At 65.5% G+C, this 22602-nt stretch carries 16 protein-coding genes and 1 pseudogene; 7 read left to right on the plus strand and 10 right to left on the minus strand.

Annotated features, from left to right (window positions below; translation table 11 throughout):
* The first annotated feature begins 72 nt into the window (after positions 1 to 72).
* Both Spa11_RS07495 and nadE read left to right on the plus strand, forming a co-directional pair.
* Positions 73 to 1260, plus strand: coding sequence for a competence/damage-inducible protein A (locus Spa11_RS07495; RefSeq protein WP_197529813.1), 1188 nt, complete (start codon positions 73 to 75; stop codon positions 1258 to 1260).
* Between the two features lie 166 nt (positions 1261 to 1426).
* Entirely contained in the window at positions 1427 to 3340 is a 1914-nt protein-coding gene (gene nadE, locus Spa11_RS07500) for an NAD(+) synthase (RefSeq protein ID WP_145110166.1), read from the plus strand.
* Positions 3341 to 3533: 193 nt separating this feature from the next.
* Here the strand turns inward: nadE and rlmKL are convergent, their stop codons facing one another.
* Together rlmKL and Spa11_RS07510 are read right to left on the minus strand one after the other, a co-directional pair.
* Positions 3534 to 5783 (minus strand): bifunctional 23S rRNA (guanine(2069)-N(7))-methyltransferase RlmK/23S rRNA (guanine(2445)-N(2))-methyltransferase RlmL, encoded by a 2250-nt coding sequence (rlmKL, locus tag Spa11_RS07505; RefSeq protein ID WP_145110169.1) that lies wholly within the window; start codon positions 5781 to 5783, stop codon positions 3534 to 3536.
* A 17-nt stretch (positions 5784 to 5800) separates the two neighbouring features.
* Positions 5801 to 6787 carry a DUF2608 domain-containing protein gene (locus Spa11_RS07510; RefSeq protein ID WP_145110172.1) on the minus strand — a complete coding sequence of 329 codons (987 nt, stop codon included), beginning with the start codon at positions 6785 to 6787 and terminating at the stop codon, positions 5801 to 5803.
* A gap of 239 nt (positions 6788 to 7026) precedes the next feature.
* On the opposite strand from Spa11_RS07510, the gene Spa11_RS07515 reads away from it, so the two are divergent.
* Complete coding sequence (locus Spa11_RS07515) at positions 7027 to 7905, plus strand: peptidylprolyl isomerase (RefSeq protein WP_145110175.1); 879 nt, start codon at positions 7027 to 7029, stop codon at positions 7903 to 7905.
* Between the two features lie 156 nt (positions 7906 to 8061).
* On the opposite strand, the gene Spa11_RS07520 is transcribed toward Spa11_RS07515, so the two are convergent.
* The 5 genes from Spa11_RS07520 to Spa11_RS07540 form a co-directional block, all read right to left on the minus strand.
* Positions 8062 to 8547 carry a TraR/DksA family transcriptional regulator gene (locus Spa11_RS07520; protein WP_145110178.1) on the minus strand — a complete coding sequence of 162 codons (486 nt, stop codon included), beginning with the start codon at positions 8545 to 8547 and terminating at the stop codon, positions 8062 to 8064.
* A 97-nt stretch (positions 8548 to 8644) separates the two neighbouring features.
* Entirely contained in the window at positions 8645 to 13423 is a 4779-nt protein-coding gene (locus Spa11_RS07525; RefSeq protein WP_145110181.1) for a beta strand repeat-containing protein, read from the minus strand.
* Positions 13424 to 13668: 245 nt separating this feature from the next.
* Positions 13669 to 14691, minus strand: coding sequence for a S66 peptidase family protein (locus Spa11_RS07530; RefSeq protein WP_145110183.1), 1023 nt, complete (start codon positions 14689 to 14691; stop codon positions 13669 to 13671).
* A gap of 190 nt (positions 14692 to 14881) precedes the next feature.
* On the minus strand, positions 14882 to 15754 hold the full coding sequence (locus Spa11_RS07535; protein WP_145116930.1) for a formyltetrahydrofolate deformylase: 873 nt from the start codon (positions 15752 to 15754) through the stop codon (positions 14882 to 14884).
* Between the two features lie 89 nt (positions 15755 to 15843).
* Positions 15844 to 16782, minus strand: a complete 939-nt coding sequence (locus tag Spa11_RS07540) for an HDOD domain-containing protein (RefSeq protein WP_145110186.1) — start codon at positions 16780 to 16782, stop codon at positions 15844 to 15846.
* A gap of 252 nt (positions 16783 to 17034) precedes the next feature.
* On the opposite strand from Spa11_RS07540, the gene Spa11_RS07545 reads away from it, so the two are divergent.
* From Spa11_RS07545 to Spa11_RS07555, 4 genes and pseudogenes are all read left to right on the plus strand, one after another.
* Positions 17035 to 18501, plus strand: a complete 1467-nt coding sequence (locus tag Spa11_RS07545) for an ATP-binding protein (RefSeq protein WP_231933193.1) — start codon at positions 17035 to 17037, stop codon at positions 18499 to 18501.
* Positions 18502 to 18569: 68 nt separating this feature from the next.
* Positions 18570 to 18728, plus strand: a pseudogene (locus Spa11_RS23580) (four helix bundle protein); the annotation flags it as partial.
* A 1-nt stretch (position 18729) separates the two neighbouring features.
* The gene (locus Spa11_RS23585; protein ID WP_391503324.1) at positions 18730 to 18945 is read left to right on the plus strand and encodes a four helix bundle protein; all 216 of its coding nucleotides are present in this window, start codon (positions 18730 to 18732) and stop codon (positions 18943 to 18945) included.
* Between the two features lie 51 nt (positions 18946 to 18996).
* Positions 18997 to 19401: a globin family protein gene (locus tag Spa11_RS07555; RefSeq protein ID WP_145110189.1), complete on the plus strand. Its 405-nt coding sequence runs from the start codon at positions 18997 to 18999 to the stop codon at positions 19399 to 19401.
* On the opposite strand, the gene Spa11_RS07560 is transcribed toward Spa11_RS07555, so the two are convergent.
* The 3 genes from Spa11_RS07560 to nth all read right to left on the minus strand — a co-directional run bounded on the left by Spa11_RS07560 (position 19357) and on the right by nth (position 22579).
* On the minus strand, positions 19357 to 20901 hold the full coding sequence (locus tag Spa11_RS07560; RefSeq protein WP_197529815.1) for an SBBP repeat-containing protein: 1545 nt from the start codon (positions 20899 to 20901) through the stop codon (positions 19357 to 19359). The genes Spa11_RS07555 and Spa11_RS07560 overlap by 45 nt on opposite strands.
* Positions 20902 to 21143: 242 nt before the next feature.
* Positions 21144 to 21722 carry a dCTP deaminase gene (dcd, locus tag Spa11_RS07565; protein ID WP_145110195.1) on the minus strand — a complete coding sequence of 193 codons (579 nt, stop codon included), beginning with the start codon at positions 21720 to 21722 and terminating at the stop codon, positions 21144 to 21146.
* A gap of 146 nt (positions 21723 to 21868) precedes the next feature.
* The gene (nth, locus tag Spa11_RS07570) at positions 21869 to 22579 is read right to left on the minus strand and encodes an endonuclease III (RefSeq protein ID WP_145110198.1); all 711 of its coding nucleotides are present in this window, start codon (positions 22577 to 22579) and stop codon (positions 21869 to 21871) included.
* Positions 22580 to 22602: the final 23 nt, after the last annotated feature.

Raw genomic sequence — 22602 nt, forward strand, 5'->3', positions numbered from 1 at the left:
GGCGGGGGGCGTCGCTGCGGAACGAAGGGACCACTACATTCTAACCCACACACCACCCAGAGGTTCCGCAAATTGGCCACCGAAGCCCCACCGCCCGAAGAGGCCGACGAAACCCCGCTGGTCGCCGAGGTCATCGCCATCGGTGACGAGCTGACGACCGGTCAGCGGCTCGACACCAACAGCCAGTGGCTCGCCCAGCGGCTCACCGACCTGGGCCTCGTGGTGCGGTACCATACGACCGTTGCCGATGACCTGCAGGCCAACGTTGAGGTCTTCCAGAACGCCGCCGGGCGGGCCGATGTGGTGGTCTCCACCGGCGGGCTCGGCCCCACGGCGGACGACCTCACCCGCGACGCGATGGCCGCCGCGGCAGGCGTGCCGCTAGTGGAGCACTCCGAGTTGGTCGAGCATACCGAGCGTCTCTGGACCTCCCGCGGCCGCGCCATGCCGCCGCAGAACCGCCGCCAAGCCCAGCTCCCCGAGCACGCCCGCGCGATTCCCAACCCCGGCGGCACGGCGCCGGGCGTCGATCAAACCGTTGGACGCTGTCGCCTGTTCGCCCTCCCCGGCGTGCCCGCCGAGATGGTCGACATGTGGACCGCGACCGTCGCCCCGGCGATCGCGGCTAAGACGACCCGCTCGCGCGTCACCTGCCATTGGCTCGTCAAATGCTTCGGCGCCGGCGAGAGCGCCGTCGAAGGGATGCTGCCCGATCTCATCGCCCGCGGCCGCTATCCGCTGGTAGGCATCACCGCGAGCCAAGCGACGATCACGCTCCGGGTCACCGCCAGCGGCGCTGACGAAGCGGCGTGTCTCGCAGCGATGGAACCCACGCTTGAAGAGATCCGTACCAAACTCGGCGACCTCATCTATGCCGAGCAACCAGGCGGCGATGTCGAGATCGAGTTGTCGACCGTCGTCATGCGCCTGCTGGTGGGTCGCGACGCAATGCTCGCCGTCACCGAAGGCATGACCGGCGGCCTCCTCGCGCACTGGCTCATCGACGCCGATGCGGGGCGCAACATCCTCACCTCCACTTCCTGGTCCGCCAACGCCGTGACGACGACAAGAGCGTCCTTCACGCACCATCTAGCAATCGGTAACGCAAGAGACGGCGTTGTCCCGATCGAGGTCATCACACCACAAGGCGCTGTTCAAAAAGACATCCAACTCGTCGGCCACCCGTCCATCCAACGCCCGCTCGTCGCCAAACACGCCCTCAACCTGCTCCGCTTAGAACTCTTGAAACAAAGCCAATAGATCTCGTGCAGAGCCGCGGAGACGCAGAGCCATCGGTTCACTTTGCGCCTTCGCGCCTTTGCGTGAGACATCTCGTCAAGCCTCACGCAAAGGCGCAAAGCCGCCAAGTCAGTAGCCATCGAATCCTCTGCGTCTCCGCGTCTATGCGCGAAACAATAACGTACCCATGCCACTGATCCGCCTCGCCGCCGTCGCTATCAATCAGACGCCCCTCGACTGGGAGGCGAACCTGCGCCGCGTGGTCGCCGCGATCGACGCCGCCCGTGACGCCGGCGCCCGGCTGGTCTGTCTGCCCGAGCTGTGCCTCAACGGCTACGGCTGTGAAGACCTGTACTTTGCGAAGCACCTGCGAGAGCGGTCGTTGCGATCGCTCATCGAGTTGAAGCCGCAGACACGTGGCGTCGCCGTCACGGTCGGCCTGCCACTCGAGATTGCCGGCAAGCTCTACAACGCCGAGGCGATGCTTGTCGATGGGCGTCTTCTGGGGATGTCGCTCAAGCAACACTTGGCGAACGACGGGCTGCACTACGAGGCCCGTTGGTTCACCCCGTGGCCCGCGGGGGGGCGAACAACGGTCGAGGTCGATGGCGAGACAATCCCCGTCGGCGAACTCGTCTTCGAATTTGACGGCGTCGGCCTCGGCGTCGAAATCTGCCGCGACGCTTGGGTCGGCGCCGAACGCCCGGCGCATCGCTACGCCAAACGCGGCGTCTCGGTGCTATTGAACCCTTCGGCGAGCCACTTCGCGTTCGGAAAGCAAGCGATCCGCGACGGCCATGCCCTCGACGGCGCGCGAATCGTCAACGGTCTCTTCCTTTACACGAACCTGCTCGGCAACGAGTCGGGCCGCGCGATCTTCGACGGCGGGCCGTTCTTCGCGAGGGCGACAGGCGACGGTGAGGCCGAACTGCTCGCCGGCGCGGCGCCCTTCTCGTGCCGTGACTTTGTCGTCAGCCTGGTCGACGGCGATGTCGAAGCCCGCCCCGGTGAGGGTCGGATCGCGACCGGCTGGTCGATTGCCAGTGACGAATCGGTTCAGAGGCAAACGCCCACGCTTAGAGGCGAGCGGCTCTCCAAGTTCGAAGAGTTCAGCCGCGCCGTGCCGCTGGGTCTCCTTGACTATCTGCGGAAGAGCGGCGCCAAGGGTTTCGTGATTTCGCTCAGCGGCGGCGCCGACTCGGCCGCCTGCGCCGCGCTGGTGTGGCTGATAGTGAAGCGCGTTGTCGACGAAGTCGGCTTCGCGGGACTCGCCCAACGGTTGCCCAACACGCCTACTCTTGACGGTGCGAATGAGGTCCGTTCGGCGGTGCGATGCCTGCTCACGACCGTTTATCAAGCAACGAAGAACTCGTCCGACGTGACGCGGAGCGCCGCTGCGACCGTTGCGGACGCCGTCGGCGCCGAGCATCACAAGTGGTCGATCGACGCGCTCGTCGATGACTGCGTCAAGCTCGCCGCAACGGCCGTAGGGCGCGAGCTGACTTGGGAGACGGACGACATCGCCCTGCAGAACATCCAGGCCCGTGTCCGCGCGCCGGGCGTGTGGATGCTCGCCAACTTGAAGAGCGCCCTGCTCATCACCACCGGCAACCGCAGCGAGGCGTCGGTCGGCTACGCAACGATGGATGGCGACACGGCCGGCGGCCTCGCCCCGATCGCCGGCATCGATAAGGCGTTCATCCGCGAGTGGCTCCGCTGGATGGAGACCGAAGGACCCGAGGGCGTTGGTCCCTTGCCAGAGTTGCACGCCGTCAACGCCCAGCAACCGACCGCCGAGCTACGGCCCCTGGCGACGCATCAGACCGACGAGGCCGACCTGATGCCCTACCCGGTGCTCGACGCCATCGAGCGCTCGATGATCGCTCACCTCGACCCGCGCGATGAAACCCTACGCCGCCTCGGCGAGGCGTTCCCACAGTACGACGCCGCGCAGCTCGCCAAGTGGACCGACCGTTTCTGGCGCCTGTGGCGCGCGAGCCAATGGAAACGCGAACGCCTCGCGCCGAGTTTTCACATCGACACGCACAACGTTGATTCGCGCTCGTGGCGGCGCTGGCCAATACTCAGCGGCGAGGGGTGATCACGCCAGCGATTGTAGGAGGCGTCTCCGACGCCGATTACGGTATCCATTCCGAAACGGGATGGTGCGTGTCATCGGCGTCGGAGACGCCTCCTACAAATGGCATGCAGTCCGAACGGCTCAGCAATCCCTAGCCCGCTACATGCGAGCCGGGAAGCGTCAGCTCCCGGAGTGAACCCGCGACACGCCGCATTCAAACCGCCGTCAACCGCCAGCAGCGGTGGATGCGTTCGTTCCGGAAATCCTCCGGCACGGTCTGCTTGCTGATCTCACGCACCGCGTAGCCCGTCAGCGCCGACTCGTCGAGCTTGAAGCGGCGGAAGTTGGTGCTGAAGTAGACGAGGCCGCCGTCGGTGAGGCGTTTGCGGATCGCGTTCAGAAGCGGCGCCCCGTCGCGCTGCACGTCCCAATCGTCGTCGAGGCGCTTCGAGTTCGAGAACGTCGGCGGATCGACCACGACGAGGTCGAACTGCGGTTCGCGCGGCAGGCTATCGACATACGCCCGGCTATCGGCGCGGGCGAGGTAGTGCGTCATGCCCGGCTCGAAGCCGTTGAGCCGGAGATTCTCGGCGGTCCAGTCGAGGTAGGTCTGCGAAAGGTCGACCGTCGTTGTCTTCACGGCGCCACCGGCGGCGGCGTAGATGGTGAACGAGCCGGTGTAAGCGAACAGATTCAACACCCGCTTGCCGGCGGCCGCTTCGCGGACCATGCCGCGCGTTTGGCGATGGTCGAGGAACAGCCCCGTGTCGAGGTAGTCCGACAAGTTAACGCGGAACCGTAGGCCGCCCTCGTTGACGACACGGAACGCCCCCTCGTCGGCGACACGTTCGTACTGGGCCTCGCCGCGCTGGCGTTCGCGTTTGCGGAGGAAGACTTCGGCGCGCGGGACTTCGAGCGTCTTAGCGATCGTCTTCATCATCAAATCGAGCCAGTCGGCGTGCTCCGCCGGCGTCCGCTCGTGCGGCCGCTCGTACTCGGCGACGACGACCGCGTCCTCGTAACGATCGACCGCAAACGGCAGCTCGGGGATGTCGCGGTCGTAGAGCCGATAGCAAGTGATCCCGCGCTTCGTGGGCCATTTACGAAGATGCCGAGCGCGTTTGCCAAGCCGCGCGGCGAACTCGGTGGCTTGTCGCTCCGCCTCCGGCCTAAGTCCGCCGAACGCCTGCGGCGGTCGTGGCGGTGAGGCTTGAGGCCTGAGGCTTGAGGGTTCGGCAGGCGTGTCCGACTCGGTAGCCACATCGCTCGAGACCGCCACCTTCCCCTCGTCCCCCGTCCCCCGTCTCTCGTCCCTCCTCGGCCGTCCTCCGTCTTTCGGCTTCCTCGGTCCATGAAACTCATACAACGCGCACTCGATCCGCCCGTTGAACAGCTTCCGCCGCTTCGACGCGCCTTGGCCGACGAGGTTCTCGAACTCGGGGTTCGCGGCCAACAGATAGTGCGACCAAGTCTTGAGACGTCGCAATACCGTCGGCATCGAGCGGTAGAGGCGCCGGACCTCTTCGGCCTCGCCGATGCGTTCGCCGTAGGGGGGGTTGGTGACGAGGCAGCCGTAGTCGCGTTTGCTGGAGAGATCGGCGAAGTCGCGGATCTGGAAGTGGATGTCGTCGGCGACGCCGGCGGCGGTTGCGCTGCGACGGGCGATCTTCAGGGCGTCTTCGCTGATGTCGGTTGCGGAGAGCCGCTCTTCGAGCGCCGGTTTGACGCGACGCTCGGCGGCTTCGCGCGCGGCGCGCCAGCCCTCGCCCCCGATGCGGGGCCATGCTTCACAGGCAAATGTCCGTCGCAAACCCGGCGCGATGTCGCGGCCGATCATCGCCGCCTCGATCGCGATCGTCCCCGATCCGCAGAACGGGTCCCAGAACGGCCGGTCGGGACGCCACCGGCTGAACCGCACCATGCCGGCGGCGATCGTCTCACGGAGTGGCGCCTCGCTCACCAGCGGTCGGTAGCCGCGTTTGTGGAGACCGACGCCGGTGGTGTCTAGGTACAGCGACGCTTCGTCGTTCGCGATGGCGACTTCGATGGCGTAGTCACCGCTCGTCTCTGGAAGCTCCTCGACTCCGTGACCCGCGCGGAGTTGCTCGACGACCGCCTTCTTCACGATCCGTTGACACGCCGGCACGCTCGTGAGCAGCGACTTGTACGACCGGCCGCGGACCGGGAACTGCCCGTCGGCGGGGATCCAGTCGGACCATGGCGCCCCACGCACGAGGTCGAAGAGCAGACCAAAATCGTTCGCTGGGCCGACGGCCACGCGAATGAGAATCCGCTCGGCGCAACGCAGCCAGAGATTCGTCTCGATGATCGCCTGCTCGTCCCCGTGGAAGAGCACGCGCCCCGGGCTCGCGATGCGCGCGGGGTAGCCGAGCGTCTCGAGTTCGTGACGCACTTCGGACTCAAGGCCGAAGGCGGCGGTCGCAATCAAATCGTATTCGGCCACGGCCGCGTATGTCCGCTTTAGTGCGACGCGGCCCGCTCGGGGGCGGCGTCGGCGGTGGCGTGGGCGGGATTCTCGACAGCCTCATCGACAGGGGCGTCGGCGCCGGGGAGGGTGAACACTTCCTTCAGCGCGGACTCGAGCCGCCGCCACTTCTCGGTCACCTCACGCTTGTCGCAGTAGCGGAAGCGGGCGACGTTCTTGTCTTCGGCCTTGTACTGCAAGGCGGTGCACTCGATGTCGTGCCGCGACATCGCGTCGTAGATGCGGTGAACGTGCCGGGCGTGGTCATCGACGAAGACGATCGCCTTCGGCGGATGGTCGGCGAACTCGAGCGCCACCAGCAGCATGGCGCCCTTGTGCTGACCGGCGGTCATCATGACGCCCCCTTCGAGCGAGATCGGCCTGGCCTCTTTGAGGCCGAACAGCTTCGCCTCGCTCGGGCGGATGCCGTAGTTCTCGATGCACGAGAGCTCGTAGGGGAGGAACTCCCCTTGCGGCGCCTTGCTCATCGCGGGGGCGTGGCCGGCGATGTCGTAGCCGGCAGCGCTCAGCTCGCGCTCGGTCGCGGCGCGGAACGCATCGCCGCGGGACGTGATGACGAACGTCGCCACGCCGGCGTCTTGCGTCTTCTTCACCATCGCGGGGAGGTCCGCCTCGGGCGGCCGCATCTTGCCGAGCGTGAACAGGAGGCCCTGCACGTCGAGCAGCCCGTCGAAGTCCTCAGCGACGAGTTCGGGCGAGTCGGGCTCGTTGAAGACGAGGTACTCCTGCCACTCGAACCACTGGTCACTCCCCAGATCGCCCTGCATGGCGAGGAGCGTGTTGTCGATGTCCACCACCAGCCAGACGTTCTCGGCGCCATACTGGGCGACATAGCTGTCCACCGCGGTGACGGCGTCGGCGAACCGCTCGGTCTCACGGAACTCCGAGGCCCCGGCAACGGCAGACAGCCAGCCGGCGGCGAGCAGCGTCAGGAGGGGGGCAAAACGGCGAAAGGGGGGCATTACGGCGGCAATTGGGAAGGCGGGGGAACGAGGATGATACCCACCCGGCAGGCCAAAGGCCACCAGTTCTAGGCCGGTCGGAAGGTCCCCCGTGGGCCGTTTGTAGGGGCTGGCGACCTACGGAGGGGCGAAAAACCTTGTCGATGGCGGGACGGTCCGGGACGTTCTGACTAGGCTGGAGAGACCCCTCCAAGGCTTGAGGGGACGCCCTCCACTACGTTGCCCGGCATCGATTCGACATGTTCAGCGCTAAACGCTTCGCCCCGCTCGCTCTGCTAGTCCTGGCCGCCGCCTCGGTCGCGCCGGCCCAGACGGTCCGCTTCCAGACCAGCGTCGGCGCGTTCGACATGCTGCTCAACCCGACCAACAACGCCAACCTCCAGCCGCTCGTCGATAACATGCTCGCCAACGTCGCGGCGGGCGTGTATCGCAAGTCGGTGGTGAATCGAGCGGTCGAGGACTTCGTTCTCCAGATCGGCAGCTTCACGAGCGACAGCCGGCAGCTCAGCGAGACCCCGCAGTTTGGCTTTGACGGCACGAACTCGTTCGACCCGGTCGTCGTCGACGCCAACAACGACGGGCAGGTCGATTTCGACACCAGCGCGTTGACCAACACCCGCGGCACGATCTCGCTCGCCCTTTCGTCGGCTGGCCCCAACAGCGGCTCGGCGAGCTTCTTCGTGAATCTCACCGACAACTCGTTTCTCGATGACCAGGGCTTTGTCCCCTTCGCAGAGATCGCCGACATGACAGTGATCGACCGCATCATGGGGCTCGAGAAAATCGACCTTAGCGCGGCGGTGGGTCAGCAAGGGAGCCTCGCCTACACCGATGTGCCGCTCGCTTCGGACGGCGACCTCGTCTTGATCGAGACGGCCACCGTGATCTCGGAGAACAACACGCTGTTTGTTGGTCCGCTGCGGAACGCGTTTGGCCTCGACGACCTGCCGATGGCTGGCGACTCAACGAGCGGCGCCTCGTCGTTCTCGTCGTCGTCCTCGCTCGACCCCTTCTCGGCGAGCAACATGGCTGCGGGCTCTGGTTCTTCGATCGCGGTCCCCGAACCGACGGCGCTCTTCCTGGCAATGATCGGCCTAGCCGCCGCAACGCGCCGCTAACTTGAGCCGTCGGCGCTAGCGGCGGGTGGCGCCGCGACCGACCAATCCTTACGGACAGACGGCGAGCCGGAAGCGTGAGCGCCCGGAGTGACCCCGCGTCCTCACTTCTACTCCCGTCGCTGACGTTCCCGGCTCGCCACGAAACGGTAGCGAAGTCTACAACCGACACGAGGGGTTCCCCGTGCAGAACCGTCTGTAGCGCGTCAGCCCGCCGCCGCGGCTAACGCGTAGCTCGACCAGCGAGCCGCAGCGCGGGCAGTACTCGGGTTCGTCGGGTTCGGGCTCGCCCGCCTCGGCCTTCGATTGGCAGGCCACGCAGCGGCGGGTGTCGGGGAAGACCTCGAGCCGTTCGGGGTCGATCGGCCGACGGCAGCGGTCGCAGAGGACGGCGGTTTGCCAATCGTCCCCGTCTCCGAAATCGTCATCGGCCTCATCGGCGTCGCCGACCACCAGGCCGATCCGCTTGCACCCCGGGCAGGTCATCCGCGCGGCGGCCTCGGGCAGCAGCGCGGCCATGATCGCCTCGTCGGGGTCGCCGTCACGACGCAGCATCCCCACCAGCCGCAGCCGCGAGGCGATGTCGGCGGGCCCGCAAACAGTCCGCCAACCGCAGGCGCCACAAGTAAGGGTCTTGGCAAGCATGCCGCTCAGCTTAACCCGCAAGCGGGAATAAAAAGAGCGGCCGGCGTCGGAAGGTTCCGACGCCGGCCGCTTTGCTTGTCGTTTCTAGCCGACTCGGTCAGTTCGACGGGGCCGTGACGCTCAGGTCAGGATCAAAGTCGAACACCGTCGTCGGGTCGGCCGGAACGGCGTTAGCCGGGTCACGGAAGGTGACGTCGTTGTTGTTGTCGTCGTCCAGCGTCGCCGGGTCGTCCGACATGATTTGGAACCGGTTAATCGACGCACTGCGGTTACGGAGGACCAACCCGTCGCCGCTCGAGCCGGAGTTGTTGCTGAAGCTCAGGTCGGTCGAGGCCGACGAGAAGTTGTCGATTAGCAAGGAGTCGCCGGCGCCGTTGTTGTCGATCGAGTTGCTGGTGAGCGTCGCCTCGATGCCCGCCGTGCCCTGGGCCTGGAGCAAGAACGTTTGGTCCGCACTGTTGTTGGTCAGTTCGGCCGAGGAGAGGGCGAAGCGGACGTCTGCGTCGGTGGCGTTGAGCACCATCGCCGAGGCGTTACCGGTGGTAATCGACGTCGACGAGCCGGTCAGCGAGATGTCCGCGTCTGGGACCGAGCCGCCGATGTCGATCGCGAGGCCCACCACGTCGCCTCCCGTGTTGATATCCAAGTTACTGGCGAAGAAGTCGAACTCGCCGCCGTCGGTGGCGTTGACGTCCACCATACCATTGACGTCGAGGTTCGAGCTGTTGAAGTCGAACGTGCCATCGCCGCTGTGGTTGGCGATGATGTCGCCGTTCACGGTCGAGCTGTTGTAGGTGAACACCACGTCGCCGTCGCCGGTGTGGTCGATGGTCACGTTGTCTGGCGTGTCGACGTTGACCAGCAGCACGTTCATGTCGGTGCCGTTGGTGCTGTTGATGTCGATCGATGGGTCGCCCGACGCGGTGATATCGACGTTCCGCATCGTCAAGCCGGACGAGTTGGTGACGGTGACCGCCGTGCCGGTGGTGTTGAACTCGCCGCCGTCGCCGTCGGTCGTGCTGGCGGCGCTACCGATCGACACGATGCCGCCGGTATTGTCCTGCAGGAACACGGCGCTGGCGGCGGGGCCGGTCGTGCCGACGTTGACCTCGTCGAAGTTGACGCCGCCCGCGGCGATCGCCATGCCGTTGATCTCGATGCCGTCACCCGTTTCGGTAGTGATGGTGTTGGTGGTCCCGCTGACGCCGACCGTGCCGCCGCCAGAAGCGGTGAACGCCGCGCCGCTGCCGGTCGCGATGGCGAGGTCCGAGAACGAGGTCGTCGAGCCCGCGTTGTTGTTGGTGACCTCGACGGCGTTGCCGGTCGTGGTCGTCACGTCGACGCTGGTGAAGGTGGTCGATGCGGTATTGCCATCGACCACAATGCCGCGGCCGGTCGTCGTCTCGACGTCGAGGTCGGCGAAGGATGTCGAGCCCGCGGTGTTGTTCGTAACGGTGACGGCGTCGTTGGTGGTCGAGGTGACGTTGGTCTCGCCGAGGAAGCTGTGATTGCCGCCGGTGTTGCCGGTGACGACGATGCCCTCGCCCGTGTCGTTGATCGTCGAATCAGGACCGAAGGTCACGCTGCCGCCGGTGCGGTTCTCGATCCGGACCGAGTTGCCGACGGAGTTGGTAATCGAGCCGTCGTAGGTGATCGAGCCGGCGCCGCCGTTCACGCCGAACGATGTGCCCGTCTTGCCGGTGATCTCGACTTCTTCGTCGAAGGTGAACGTGCCGTCGCCGCCGACGATGCGGACGCCGTTGCCGGCGCCGTCGTTGAATGTCGTGTCGTTGACCGCGACGGTTCCATCGACGCCGTCGAGCACAAGGCCGTCGGTGGTCGTCTGATTCATCGTGCTGTCGTTAATCGTCAGGCTCAGGTTGCCTGCCGTGGCGCCTTGCGTGGCGTTGACCGCGGTGGCGACGCCGTTGTTGGTGGTGACGTCGGTCAGCGTGACGCTCGAGGCCGTCGAGTTGTCGCTGTCGATGTCGATCGCCGTGCCGGTCGACGAGTCGATCGTCAGGTTGGTGATGGTGGCGTTGGTGACGTCGGTGAGGACGATCGCCGTGCCGGTCGAGCTGAGGGTGCTGTCGTTCGCGGCGCCGGCTGAGCCGAGGACAACGCGGCCGTCGTAGTCGACGATGCTGATCGGCGCGGCGCCGCTGCCGTCGGTGGCGTCGATCTCGGTAAAGTTCAGGCCGTCGGAGGCGCCTGCGCCGCCCGAAGACTGGCTGAAGGTGCTGGTGATGTTGATCGCCTGGCCGTCGGCGACGCTGATCGTGTTGCCCGCGCCGCTGACATTCAGTTCGCCGCCGTTGGAGACGATGGCGTCTCCGGTCGTGGTCGTGATGTCGAGTCCGATGAAATCGACGACCGAGTCGGCGTCGTTGTTGTTGAGCGAGACCGCCGCCGTCGCATTCGTGCCGGTGTTCAGCGTCACCTGCGGTCCGAAGTTGACCTGGGCGCCAGAGGCGAGGTCTTCGATACGGATGCCGGCCCCGTCGTCGGTGATGTCGCCGGCAAACTGGACCGTGTCATTGATGTTGTCGACGAAGAGGCTGCGACCGCCCTCGTTGGTGACGTCGCCGTTGATGGTGACGGCGATCTCGCTGCTGGTGTCGGAGTCGGTCCCGTCATCGACGATGCGGATGGCGTCTACCGCACCCGTGTTGGTGATCAACGTGTTGCCGCCGCCGGGTCCGGTGTTGACGCCGCCAACGTTGATCGAAGACTTCGCGTTGAGGATGTCGAGGCTCAAGGCTTCGTTGGCTTCGATGCTGCCGCCGATGGTCACCGATCCTTCGTTGGCCACAATCTGCACGGTGCCGCCGTTGACCGTGGCGTCGGTCTCGATGCCCGAGCTGACGTTCACCGTGCCGGTGTTGCCTTCAATCTCGACGGCGTTGCCGGTGATGTTGCTGATCGAGTTTGTGGAGCCGAAGACGACGTTGCCGATCGTGCCGTCGGCGCGGATGGCCGGGCCCGTGCCGCCGGTGAAGTCGGACTCGGTGACGACGGTGCTCGAACCGGTGTTGGTCAAGAGCAGGCCGCCGCCGCCGGTGGCGCCGCCGTCGTAGTCGTAGTTGGTGATGCTCGTCGAGCTGCCCGTGACATTCGTCGTGTTACGGATGTCGACGCTCGCGTTGGCGGCGCCGCTCGATTCGATGTTGGAGATCGCGATCTGTTGGGCGCGGATGTTGTCGGCGCTGGCGGCCTCGCCATCGATGAAAATGTCGCTGCCGCCGCTGCCAGAGAACGTGACATCGCTAATCGCGACCGCGCCGAGCAGGCTGACCGTCTCGGAGGTGTCGTCGTCGTCGTCGAGGTCATCGACGTCGGCGGCCGTGACCGAGACGAGGTTGATCGCGTTGCCGGTCGTGTTGGCGATGGTCAGGTCTTGCAGCGTCGCGTTGTTTGAGCCGTTGACCGTGTCCGAGGTGATCGCGTTGACGCCGCCGTTGAACGAGAAGTTGCGGACCGTGTTGTCGTCAGCGAGGACGACGCCGGCGGTGGTGGGGTTGTTGATCTGCGGCACGGGGCCCGCCAGGGCGCCGGGCGCGGTCTCGGGCAGCGTGAACATCCGACCGCCGAACTGCGTGACCGTGAAGGGGTTGTTGCCGCCTTCGCCGACGAAGAGTTGCTCGTTCTGGAGCACCGCCGACTGTCCACTAAAGACGCTGCCGCCGTGAGCGAGGACGATGTCGCCCGTCTGGCTGTTGGTGAGGATGTCGCCGATCGAGTCGAGGGGGTTCTCGAACGAGCCGTCGCCGCCCGGCGCGGCGGAACTATCGACGTGGACGATGCGGAAGGCTTGGCCGTCTTCATCAAGCAACGGCCCGCCAGCCTCGAAGACCGTCGACTGCTGCAACGCGACGTAGTTGTTGCGGAGGACCGGCTCTCGGAAGCGGTCGCTGAGCTCGCCCCGCGGGCAGTTCTCCGCTCGGGTGCGTCCGATGAACCACGTAAGGTTGACGAGGGTGTTGGTGTCGAACTCGCTGTCATTGGCGATCGCGACCGAGACCATCAGGTCGGGCGTCGCGTAGCCACGCAGACCCACCTTGCCGCCGCCGCCCTCGAACTCGCCGCCGCTAAAGCCGTAGCCGCCGCCGAAGACCCAGGCGTCGTAGTTGGCGATCCGTCCGGCGAGTTCTATTTCGCCGATGTTCAGCGCCGTATCCGCGACGCCCTGCAGCTGCGTGGCGAGCGAGTTGCCGGAGTAGGTCAGCTGCCCCGTCTGGAAGAAGTCACGCGTCTGCGTGCGTTCGCCGACCGGCATGTAGCCGTTGGCGCGGAAGTCGAGGTGGTCGCCCAACAGTTCGAGCGACACGCCGACCTGCGGGAAGAAGGTGCCGTCACCCTTGCTCAGGCCGTCCGACCAGAGGCTGACGCCGCCGATTTTCTGGCTGTCGGGGCTGAACGGAAAGAGCGGCAGCGTCATCCAGCGGTAGCCGATGCCGAGGTTGTAGCCGACGTTCGAGGCGTCGTTCATCGTGACTTGGCCGTCGATGAACGACATGCCGCCGTCCGCACCGAACAGCTTCATTGTGCCGAGCGACAACTGACCATCTTCTTGGCCGTAGCTCTGCGTCGTGTAGGTGGCGCGGAGGTGAGCGCCGAGCGTCGGGTTGTAGTACGCACCCGATGAGTACATGGAGCTCGGAGAGCCGCCGCTCATGGAGATGTCACCGCCCGAAGGGACGACGTTGGCGCTGCTCATCGAGGGCGTCGTCGCACTCGGCGAGGGACCATCGGTTTCGATGACCGTCCCGGCGAGCGGGTCACTCGGCATCTCGAGCTGCTGCGCGGGGGCAGAGTTCGCGGCGAGCAGCGTGGCGTATGCGGCGAGCGCCAGCATGGGGGCGAAACGGCTTGGCATCCCTGACTTCCCTATCGAGGTGGGCCCGAGCTAGTGCGTTCAGTCAGCGCACCGCAACGACGGCGGCCCGTAGGCCGCGCGATCGGCGCAGATTGCTCCTGCTAGTTTGGTCCGGTAGAAGAGACCAACCCCGGGACTCGACCCGAGGCGGCGGGAAAGTAGGAGCCCCAAGCGGCCCAAGCAACCCCAGTTTCACCGGGTTTTGGCGTCTCTCGGAAAGAAAAACGCCGCTAAAGAAAGGCCCGTCACGGCGCCGATACAGCGTTCTCCAACACGCTGACCCGACGCTGATTGGCGTCGACTCGTGCCCGCACTCCCAGCGGCAGCGTGGCGTTGTCCTTTACATGCCCGGCCGGGAAGTTGTAGACCACCGGGTAAGTGGCGTCGGCGAAGTAATCGAGCAGCACCTCGGCGAGCGCCAGGCTCGAGCCGTCGCCGTCCGACTCGCACTTGCTGAACTGACCGAGGATCACGGCCGCCGGCTTGTCGAGTTGCCCCGACAGCTTGAGCTGGCGGAGCATGCGGTCGATGCGGTAGGGCGATTCGCGGACGTCTTCCAGGAAGAGAACGCGACCTTCGGTATCGAGCTCGTACTCCGTGCCCGTCAGGCTGGCGACGAGCGTCAGGTTGCCGCCGCACAGTGTCCCCTCGGCGACGCCCGGGGCGATAACGCGGAGCGGCGCCCCGTCGGGCGTCTCGTAAGTGAAGCCTTCGTCGCCGTCGTTTTGGTCCGCCATCAAGCAACGCCAGAAGTACTTGGCGTTGTACGCAGGAAAGCCTTCGTCGCTCCCCAAACCCCACTGCGGGTTGGGAGAGTGGAACGTCACCAGATTGCACTTCTTCGCCAGCGCCATGTGGAGCGCCGTGATGTCGCTGAAGCCGATCAGGACCTTGGGGTTGTCGCGGATCTTGTCGAAGTCCAAGAGGTCGAGCATCCGCATGACGCCGTAGCCGCCGGTGCCAGGGAAGACGGCGTCCACTTCGGGGTCGGTGAACGCCTTCATGAATTCGTCTGCCCGACGCTGGTCGCTGCCGGCCAGATAGCCCCACTGGCTGTAGACGTCTTCCGGGACGATGACCTTGAAGCCCAGCTCCTTCAGCCGCTCGACGGCCAGCTCGATGCGCTCCTCATCGAGGTCGCCCGAGGGGGCGACAATCATCACCGTGTCGCCGGGCTTAAGACCCGCGGGTTTGGTGGTCGGCTCGGCCGCCGTGGAGGCGAGGCAGACGAAGCTGAGGCCCAGGGCCAAGAGCGTGCGGGTCATCATCGTGAGGCGGGTTGAGCGAGGTCGTTGGCGAGGACTGCGAGCTGTTTAGCGCGCCGATCCACTCCATCGACGCCTTAGCCGTGGGCGGTAGCCCTCGGAGTGAAGTGAGCAGGCGCTGCACACCGAGGGCTACCGCCCCCGGCTAAGACCTTCCCTTCGTTCACCAGGATAATCCGCCACCCGCCGCCGCTCACCCCACGCTATGCGCAGCGACTACTCGGTTAAAGTGCAGACGCACCTCGTTGTCCACAACGCGGCGGACCCCCTCGACCAAGCAGTCAGGCTCGTTGTCCTCCTGCCCACGGCGGACGACCTCGTCGAGGCTCGTCCCGGGTAAGACCGAGTAGGTGGACTGATTGATGATCTGGTTGCCCGCGTCCAGCTCCGGGACGATGAAGTGGCAGGTCGCCCCGTAGGCGAGCATTCGGCTGGCGTAGGCCTCGTGGTACGGCCGCATGCCGGGGAAACTCGGCAGCAGGCCATGATGCAGATTGATGATCCGCCCGCCGGCATACTTCCAGCAGCTCGCCGCCGGCAGCACCCGCATGTAACGGGCGAGCACCACGTAGTCGATCGACAGCTCGTCGCAGATGTCGATCATCGCGTCGTCATTCGGCTCGCCGGCGTCGTCGCCGATCAGCCGGAACGGGACGCCGAACTGCTCGGCCACGCCTTGCAGCTTGCGACGGTTGCTGAGGACGACGGTCGCCTCGCCGCGGATTCGACCATCACGGATCGCCCGCAGCACGGCGAGCGGCGTCTCGGGCCGGTAGGTGACGCAGATCGCCAGTCGCGGCTTGCGGTTCTCTAGCTTCGGTAGGTCGGGCGACCAAGTGCGGATCGACAGGCCCGTCTCTTTCGAGACGTCGACCATCGCGTCGCGGAGGTCGGCGTAGCGCGCGGGCTCGAGCTCGATGCGCGTCATCATCGAGAAGACGTGCGCGTCGTCCCGGTCGTACATCTGGATCTCGGCGATGTTCGCGCCGAGTTCCGTGACCGAGTGGACGATCGGGTCCGCCAGGCCGCGGTGGTCGGGGCCAACGGCAGTGATCACGGCTTGCATAGTGGTGGAATCGCTTCGCATCGGGGACGGCATAAGAGATCCATTTCGCCCGTCGATTCTCTGCGGGCCGACGCCTTCTGCGAAGGGGCTCAGGCAATCGCCAGCTCATGGACGTTGGCGACCGTTTCCGGCAATTCTTCCCACAGCTGTCGCAGCGACAACAAGTCGAGGCCCATCGGCGTCAGGATGCCCTCGCTCGGAGCGGGCAGGCGGCGTCCTTCTAACGAACCGCGTCCGTACCGTGTCGAAAGATAATTGGCGATGGTGACGACACGCACCAGCGGGACCGCCTCATCGGGGCAAGCCGCGGGGGCGTGGTGATAGTCGATCGCCGCCACGATGTCGCGGGGGAATCCGCAACGCCAAGCGACGTACGCGCCTACCTGGGCGTGGTCGAACGCCAGCACATGCCGCTCGGCATTCGGAAGCGACATCCCCGACTGCATGTGAGCCAGCACCCGCGGCGCCAGGCTGTTCAGATGTTGATTGATGAACAAGAGGCCCATGTCGTGCACCAGCCCGGCGAGGTAAGCCTCTTCGGGTTGGCAAGCGTTGCAGCGGGTGGCGATCTGCCGGCTGATTGTCGCGACACACACCGAGTGGTCCCACAGCCGCTGCGGGTCGAGCAAGCCAACGGGAGTCGGCCTCCCGAAGGTCCCGCCGATCGAAATCGTTAGGGCGAGGCTGCGGACGCGTTCAATGCCTAGCAGCGTCAGCGCCGACCGCAGGTCGCCGACCGGGTTGCGCAGCCCGCAATACGCCGAGTTCACGACCTGCATCAGTCGTGCCGCGACCGCGGGGTCCGTCTCAACCACCTCCAGCAGGTCCTGTGTGTCGGCGTTCGGGTCGTCCGCGATCTGGATCACTCGCTGAGCGACCGAGGGGAGCGTGCACAAGCCCGTCAGCTGTTCGAACATCGGCTCGATCGACGGGTCGATCGCGCGCTCGCCTGACCGGAGCGACAAGCAGTGGTCGTCGGCCTCGAAGGCGGCTCGGAGCGATGGGGCAGTGGCGGAAGTCGACGACACGGAGCAACTCTACCAGGGGTGGTGACGCACTGGATGAAGCGTAGTTCGCAACCGCGACGCCGCGCGTTCCGTGGCGTTGTGTCACGGCGGCTTTCGACCGGCCCCACGTCGCAAGTGTCGCGACCGCTACGACCGGTTCAACGGGACCCGCAATCACCGTGCCTAGTGTGCGTAAGCTCTCGACGCCTCACGGGCCCGCTCTGGCGGCCTAGATTTTCGGACGCGACTGAAACCCCGACCGGCGACCCGAACATGCAACCCGCCTCGCCCGGCAATCCACCTACCGACCAGCCCGCTAGCGCTACGCCGATGGGCGCTAAGCGGCTCGATGAGCTTCTCAATCGCATCCAGAAGCTCACCAACGAAGAGGCCAGTAGCCACCCGGCGGACGCTCGACCCCCAGCCACGCCGGCGGCGCAGCCGCTGCCGGCCGCGATGCTCGACACGCCCTCGCAACGAGCCGCTTGGTACCCCGCCGAACCGACAAGCTTCCGCGCCGCCGGCCTGTCGGAGTCGGAAGTCGAACACCTGATCCTCAAGTACCTCAACGCCCGTGCCGAGGCCTCGGGCCGCGACCTCGCCGAACAGGTGCGTCTGCCCTTCCGGCTCATCGACCCGCTGCTCCAGTCGATGAAGGACGAGCAGATGCTTGCCCATAAGGGCGCGGCGATGATGAACGACTACGTCTTCACGCTCTCCGGCGTGGGGCGTGACCGCGCGAAGAAGCTCGCCGACCACTGCACCTACTACGGCGCCGCGCCGGTGCCGCTCAAGGACTACATCGCCAGCGTCAGCGCGCAGACGATCTCTGACCAGCACCCGACCGAAGTCGACTTGCAGCGGGCGTTTCAGGACCTGCTCATTGACGAACGGATGCTGATGCGGCTGGGCCCCGCGATCAACTCGGGCCGCGGCTTATTCCTCTTCGGCGCGCCGGGCAACGGCAAGACGTCAATCGCCGAGCGCGTCACCAAAGCGTTCGGCGAACACATCTGGATCCCCCGCGCGCTGGGCGTCGATGGCGAGATTATGCGCCTGTTCGACCCCAGCATGCACGAGGAGGCGCCGATCGAGGGCTCCGGCGGCCTGCTCGACGACCGCAAGCTCGACCACCGCTGGGTCCGCATCAAGCGGCCCACGATCGTCGTCGGCGGCGAGCTGACGATGGACTCGCTCGAGGTGACGCTAAACACCGTCACCAACGTCAGCGAGGCGCCGGTGCAAATGAAGAGCAACTGCGGCACGCTGGTGATCGACGACTTCGGGCGCCAGCGGATGACGACCGACGAGTTGCTCAACCGCTGGATCGTTCCGCTCGAGAAGCGCTACGACTTCTTGAACCTCTCCAGCGGCAAGAAGATCCAGGTCCCGTTTGACCAGCTGATCATCTTCTCCACCAACCTCGAACCCCGCGACCTGGTGGACGACGCGTTCCTCCGGCGGATCCCGTACAAGATCGAGGTGATCGACCCCAGCGAAGCGGCCTTCCGCAAGCTGCTGGTGATCATGGCGAAGAAGCTCGGGATTACCTATGACCAAACCGCCGTCGACTACCTCGTCGAGAAGCATTACAAGTCGGTCAACCGTCCCTACCGGGCGTGCCAGCCGCGCGACTTGCTCCAGCAGGTCGTGAACTACTGCCGATACACCAAGAGGCCGATCGTCATGTCACGGGAGAACTTCGACTTCGCGGTCGAGAACTACTTCGCGGTGATGTGACAGCGGAGGGACCAGGGACCAGGGGCCAGGGATGGAGGAAGCGAAGCTTGGGTGAGTAAGGGGATAGCGTGGGTAGCGTTAGTAGCTATCGCGATCTCGTTGTCTGGCAGCGGGGCGTTGAGCTTTGTCTGGACGTCTACCGACTCACGGCTCGGTTTCCAAAGGAAGAACGGTACGGGCTCGCTGCGCAAATGCGGCGTTGCGTCGTATCGATCCCATCCAATATCGCTGAAGCCCAACGCCCGCGACTCCACCAAAGACTACTTACGCTTCATCGCGATCGCCCGTGGCTCGCTTGCCGAGCTGGAAACACAAACGACGATCGCGAAACATTTGACCTACTTCGACGCTGAGTCCAGTAACCAACTGCTAGCGAGATGTGAGGAAGAGAGCCGCATGCTGACAGCCCTGCGAGCATCACTAGCCCGCCGGCTGCAAAGCTGAAGTGCTCTTCCCTCGCCCCTAGCCCCCAACCCCTCTCCCCTCCCCGATATCATGTCTCCGCACGAGATCAAGCTGGTTTGCGCATCCTGGAACGAAGCAGCGCCGGTCGCTGACACCGTCGTCCGTTTGTTCTACCGTCGCCTGTTCGAGATCGTCCCCGAGCTGCGCAGCCGCTTCCGCACTTCGATGTCGGAGCAGGGCGATCACTTGGTCGCCGCGCTGGATGAATTGACGGAGTCGCTTGTTAGCGGCGAGACGCCCTGCGAAATCCCCGCCTCGATCGACCCGCGTTACGCCGACGCGATCGCCAAGGCCTGGACATGGACGCTCCGCCAAGAGCTCGGCCGCAAGGCGCCGATCGCCACCCGCAAGGCCTGGCGCACGATGCTCTCAACGCCAGCAGCGGCGCCGCTATACGCCGTCGCGATGGGTGAGCTCGAGCTGGCGATCGCCTGATCGCCGGCGCCGGACGAGTGTTGCCAGGCAGGCGCCGGCCAGAAGCGTGAGCGCCGCCGGCTCGGGTAGCGCATTCGCCCCCAGCGGCCCGACGTTGAAGCTCCTGCCATAATTAGCGCGCCAGGTTTCTCGCTGCGCGGCGCCAATCGGCGCCGTGGTGGTTCCCACCGATGGATCGTTCAGAAGCGTGCCGATTGGCTGGCCAACGTTGTCACGCCACACCGTGTAGTCGGCCGCATCGACGACGCCATCGACGTTGTAGTCGCCGGGGTTTGGCGTCGGATCAGAAATCTTCGCCACGAACGCGTCATGGTTGCCCGCGCTGGGCCCTCCCAGGCTCCCGTTGGTTGCACCCGAGAGGTAGACATTCCCAAACCCGTCAGCCGACACGCCTCGGGCTTCATCGTTGCCGACCGTTCCGAGCTGCTGCGTCCACAGGAGCGTGCCCGACGCGTCGTACTTGCTCACGAACGCGTCGTTGTTGCCCGGGTGGGTCCTTCCCAGGCTCCCCCAGGTGGATCCCGCGATGTAGACATTCCCCAACCCGTCAGCCGACACGCCATAGGCTTCATCGGAGCTGGCCGTTCCGAGCTGCTGGGTCCATTGGAGCGTGCCCGCCGCGTCGTACTTGCTCACGAACGCGTCGCCGCCGCCCGCGTTTGGCCCTCCCAGGCTCCCGGACGTGTATCCCGAGAGATAGACATTTCCCAACCCGTCAGCCGATACGCCACGGGCTCTATCGTGTTTGACCGTTCCGAGTTGCTGCGTCCAGAGGAGTGTGCCCGCCGCGTCGTACTTGCTCACGAACGCGTCGGTGAGGCCCGCGTTGGGCCTTCCCAGGCTCCCGTTGGTTGCTCCCGAGATGTAGACATTCCCCAACTCGTCAGCCGACACGCCATTGGCAGAATCGTTGCCGACCGTTCCGAGATGCTGGGTCCACTGGAGCGTGCCCGCCACGTCGTACTTACTCACGAACGCGTTGGTGCGTGTCTCTCCCGAGATGTAGACATTCCCCCACCCGTCAGCCGACACGCCAAAGGCACGATCGTGGTCGGACGTTCCGAGCTGCTGGGTCCATTGGAGCGTGCCCGACGCGTCGTACTTGCTCACGAACGCGTCGGTGAAGCCCGCGTTGGGCCCTCCCAGGCTCCCATTGGTTGCTCCCGAGATGTAGACATTCCCCAACCCGTCAGCCGACACGCCATGGGCAATATCGATGCTGACTGTTCCGAGTTGCAGGGTCCACTGGAGCGTGCCCGCCGTGTCGTACTTGCTAACGTACGCGTCGAAGTCGCCCGCGTTGGGGCCTCCCAGGCTCCCGGACGTATATCCCGAGAGGTAGACATTTCCCAACCCGTCAGCCGAAACGCCATAGGCCACATCGTTGCGGACCGTTCCGAGTTGTTGGGTCCACTCAAGCGCCACGGCATAACTGGGCAGCGGCAGCAAGAGGAGCACCAAGACAACTGCAGCGCGGGCGATCGTTGGCGTGGGCTTCAAGGTCTTCTGAGTATTCGAGGTGTCGTAACCACCGGGCAATCGGTGACCAGACTTGTAGTCATGGCCACCCCTTCATGTATGCGTATTCTACCGAATCGCGCGGCCGATTCCGAACACAAAGGCCAACGTTCTTCGGGCATCAAGATGATATCGCCACCATGAGGGAGCAGCCCGGGTGGCAGGGGACTTTGGCGCCCGGGACCACCCGCGGCTAGCGCCGACGGCTCACGTTATGCGGCGCGCTAGCGCCCTACTGGCCGTTCCATCCCGAAGTTCAGCGGCATCTGCGGGTCGGCTTCGTCGCCGCGGCGGAGCTCTTCGAAGAGGAGGCTCGGTTGGATGTCGCGGTTGTGCTGGTACTTGCTGGCGTACTCGGTGATCTCGCCGGTGATCTCGTGATAGAAGATTTGGCAGATCGGTACGCCCGCATAAATCCGCACCGGCTGCACCGCGAACATCTCCAGCGTCCAGTAGCCGCTGAAGCCCACGTCGCCGAAGCCAGCCGTCACGTGGACGAATAAGCCTAAACGGCCGATCGAGCTGCGCCCCTCGATCTGCGGCACGAGGTTGTGCGTCGTGGTGCGCTCCACCGTGCGCGCCAAGTAAAGCTGGTTAGGGCTGAGCACGATCCCTTCTTCGGGAATCGTCAGCCGGCGAACGCGGTTGGGCTTCGCCATGTCGAGGACGACTTCCTCGTAGACCATCAGCTCGTCGTGCAGCGTCAGGTTGTAGCTGTTGGGGTTGAGTCGCGCGGGGTCGTAACCCTCGATGACGATGTCACCACCGAGGCGCCGCTGGATCTCTTGGCCTGACAATATCATGAGGAGAGGGGGGATGGCGTTGTGGTGAGGGGGTTGCGGGGGAAGGTTCGATGCGGCGGCGTGCAGCAAACAGGGGCTAGGGACGGGGGACGTGGGACGGGGGAAATACAGAATCCCTCGTCCCCCGTCCCTCAGCCCCTCGTCCCTCACTCAACCCCCACCCGGGGACAAAACTTCCGCATCGAACAAACCTCGCACTTGGGCCGCCGCGCGTCGCAGACACGGCGTCCGTGATAGATCATCTGGTGGGCGAAATCGACCCACCGGCTCTTGGGCAGCAGCTCCATCAGGTCGCGCTCGACCTTTACCGGGTCGTCGTGTTCGGTCAAACCGGTCCGGCGGCTGATACGCCCGACATGCGTATCGACCACGACGCCCGAGGCGATGCCGTAGGCCGTCCCCAGCACGACGTTCGCCGTCTTGCGGCCGACGCCGGCGAGGTTGACGAGCGTCGGCATGTCCTGGGGGACCTCGCCGTGGTGATTCTCGACCAGCTCGGTGCAGCACGCCTTGACGTTCTTCGCCTTGTTGCGGAAAAAGCCGGTGCTCTTCACGTAGTCCTCGAGCTTCGCGATCGGCAGGGCCGCCAGGTCCGCCGCGGTGGGGCAATCGGCGAACAGCTTCTGGGTGACGAGGTTCACCCGCTCGTCGGTGCACTGGGCCGAGAGGATCGTCGCCACCAGCAGTTGGACGGGCGAGTCGTACTCCAGCGCGCAAACGGCGTCCCCGTGGTCCGCCGCCAGTCGCCGCGCGACGCGACCGGCCTGAGCCTTGCGCTCGGCGAAGCCCTCCGGCGCCGGCGGGCGGGGCAAGTCGGCCCGGTCGGACGACGCAGGGCGGGCGGGGCGGGACGGCATGTCGGTTCGGGGTCGCCAGGAAA

The sequence above is a fragment of the Botrimarina mediterranea genome, from assembly GCF_007753265.1.
Lineage (GTDB): Bacteria > Planctomycetota > Planctomycetia > Pirellulales > Lacipirellulaceae > Botrimarina > Botrimarina mediterranea.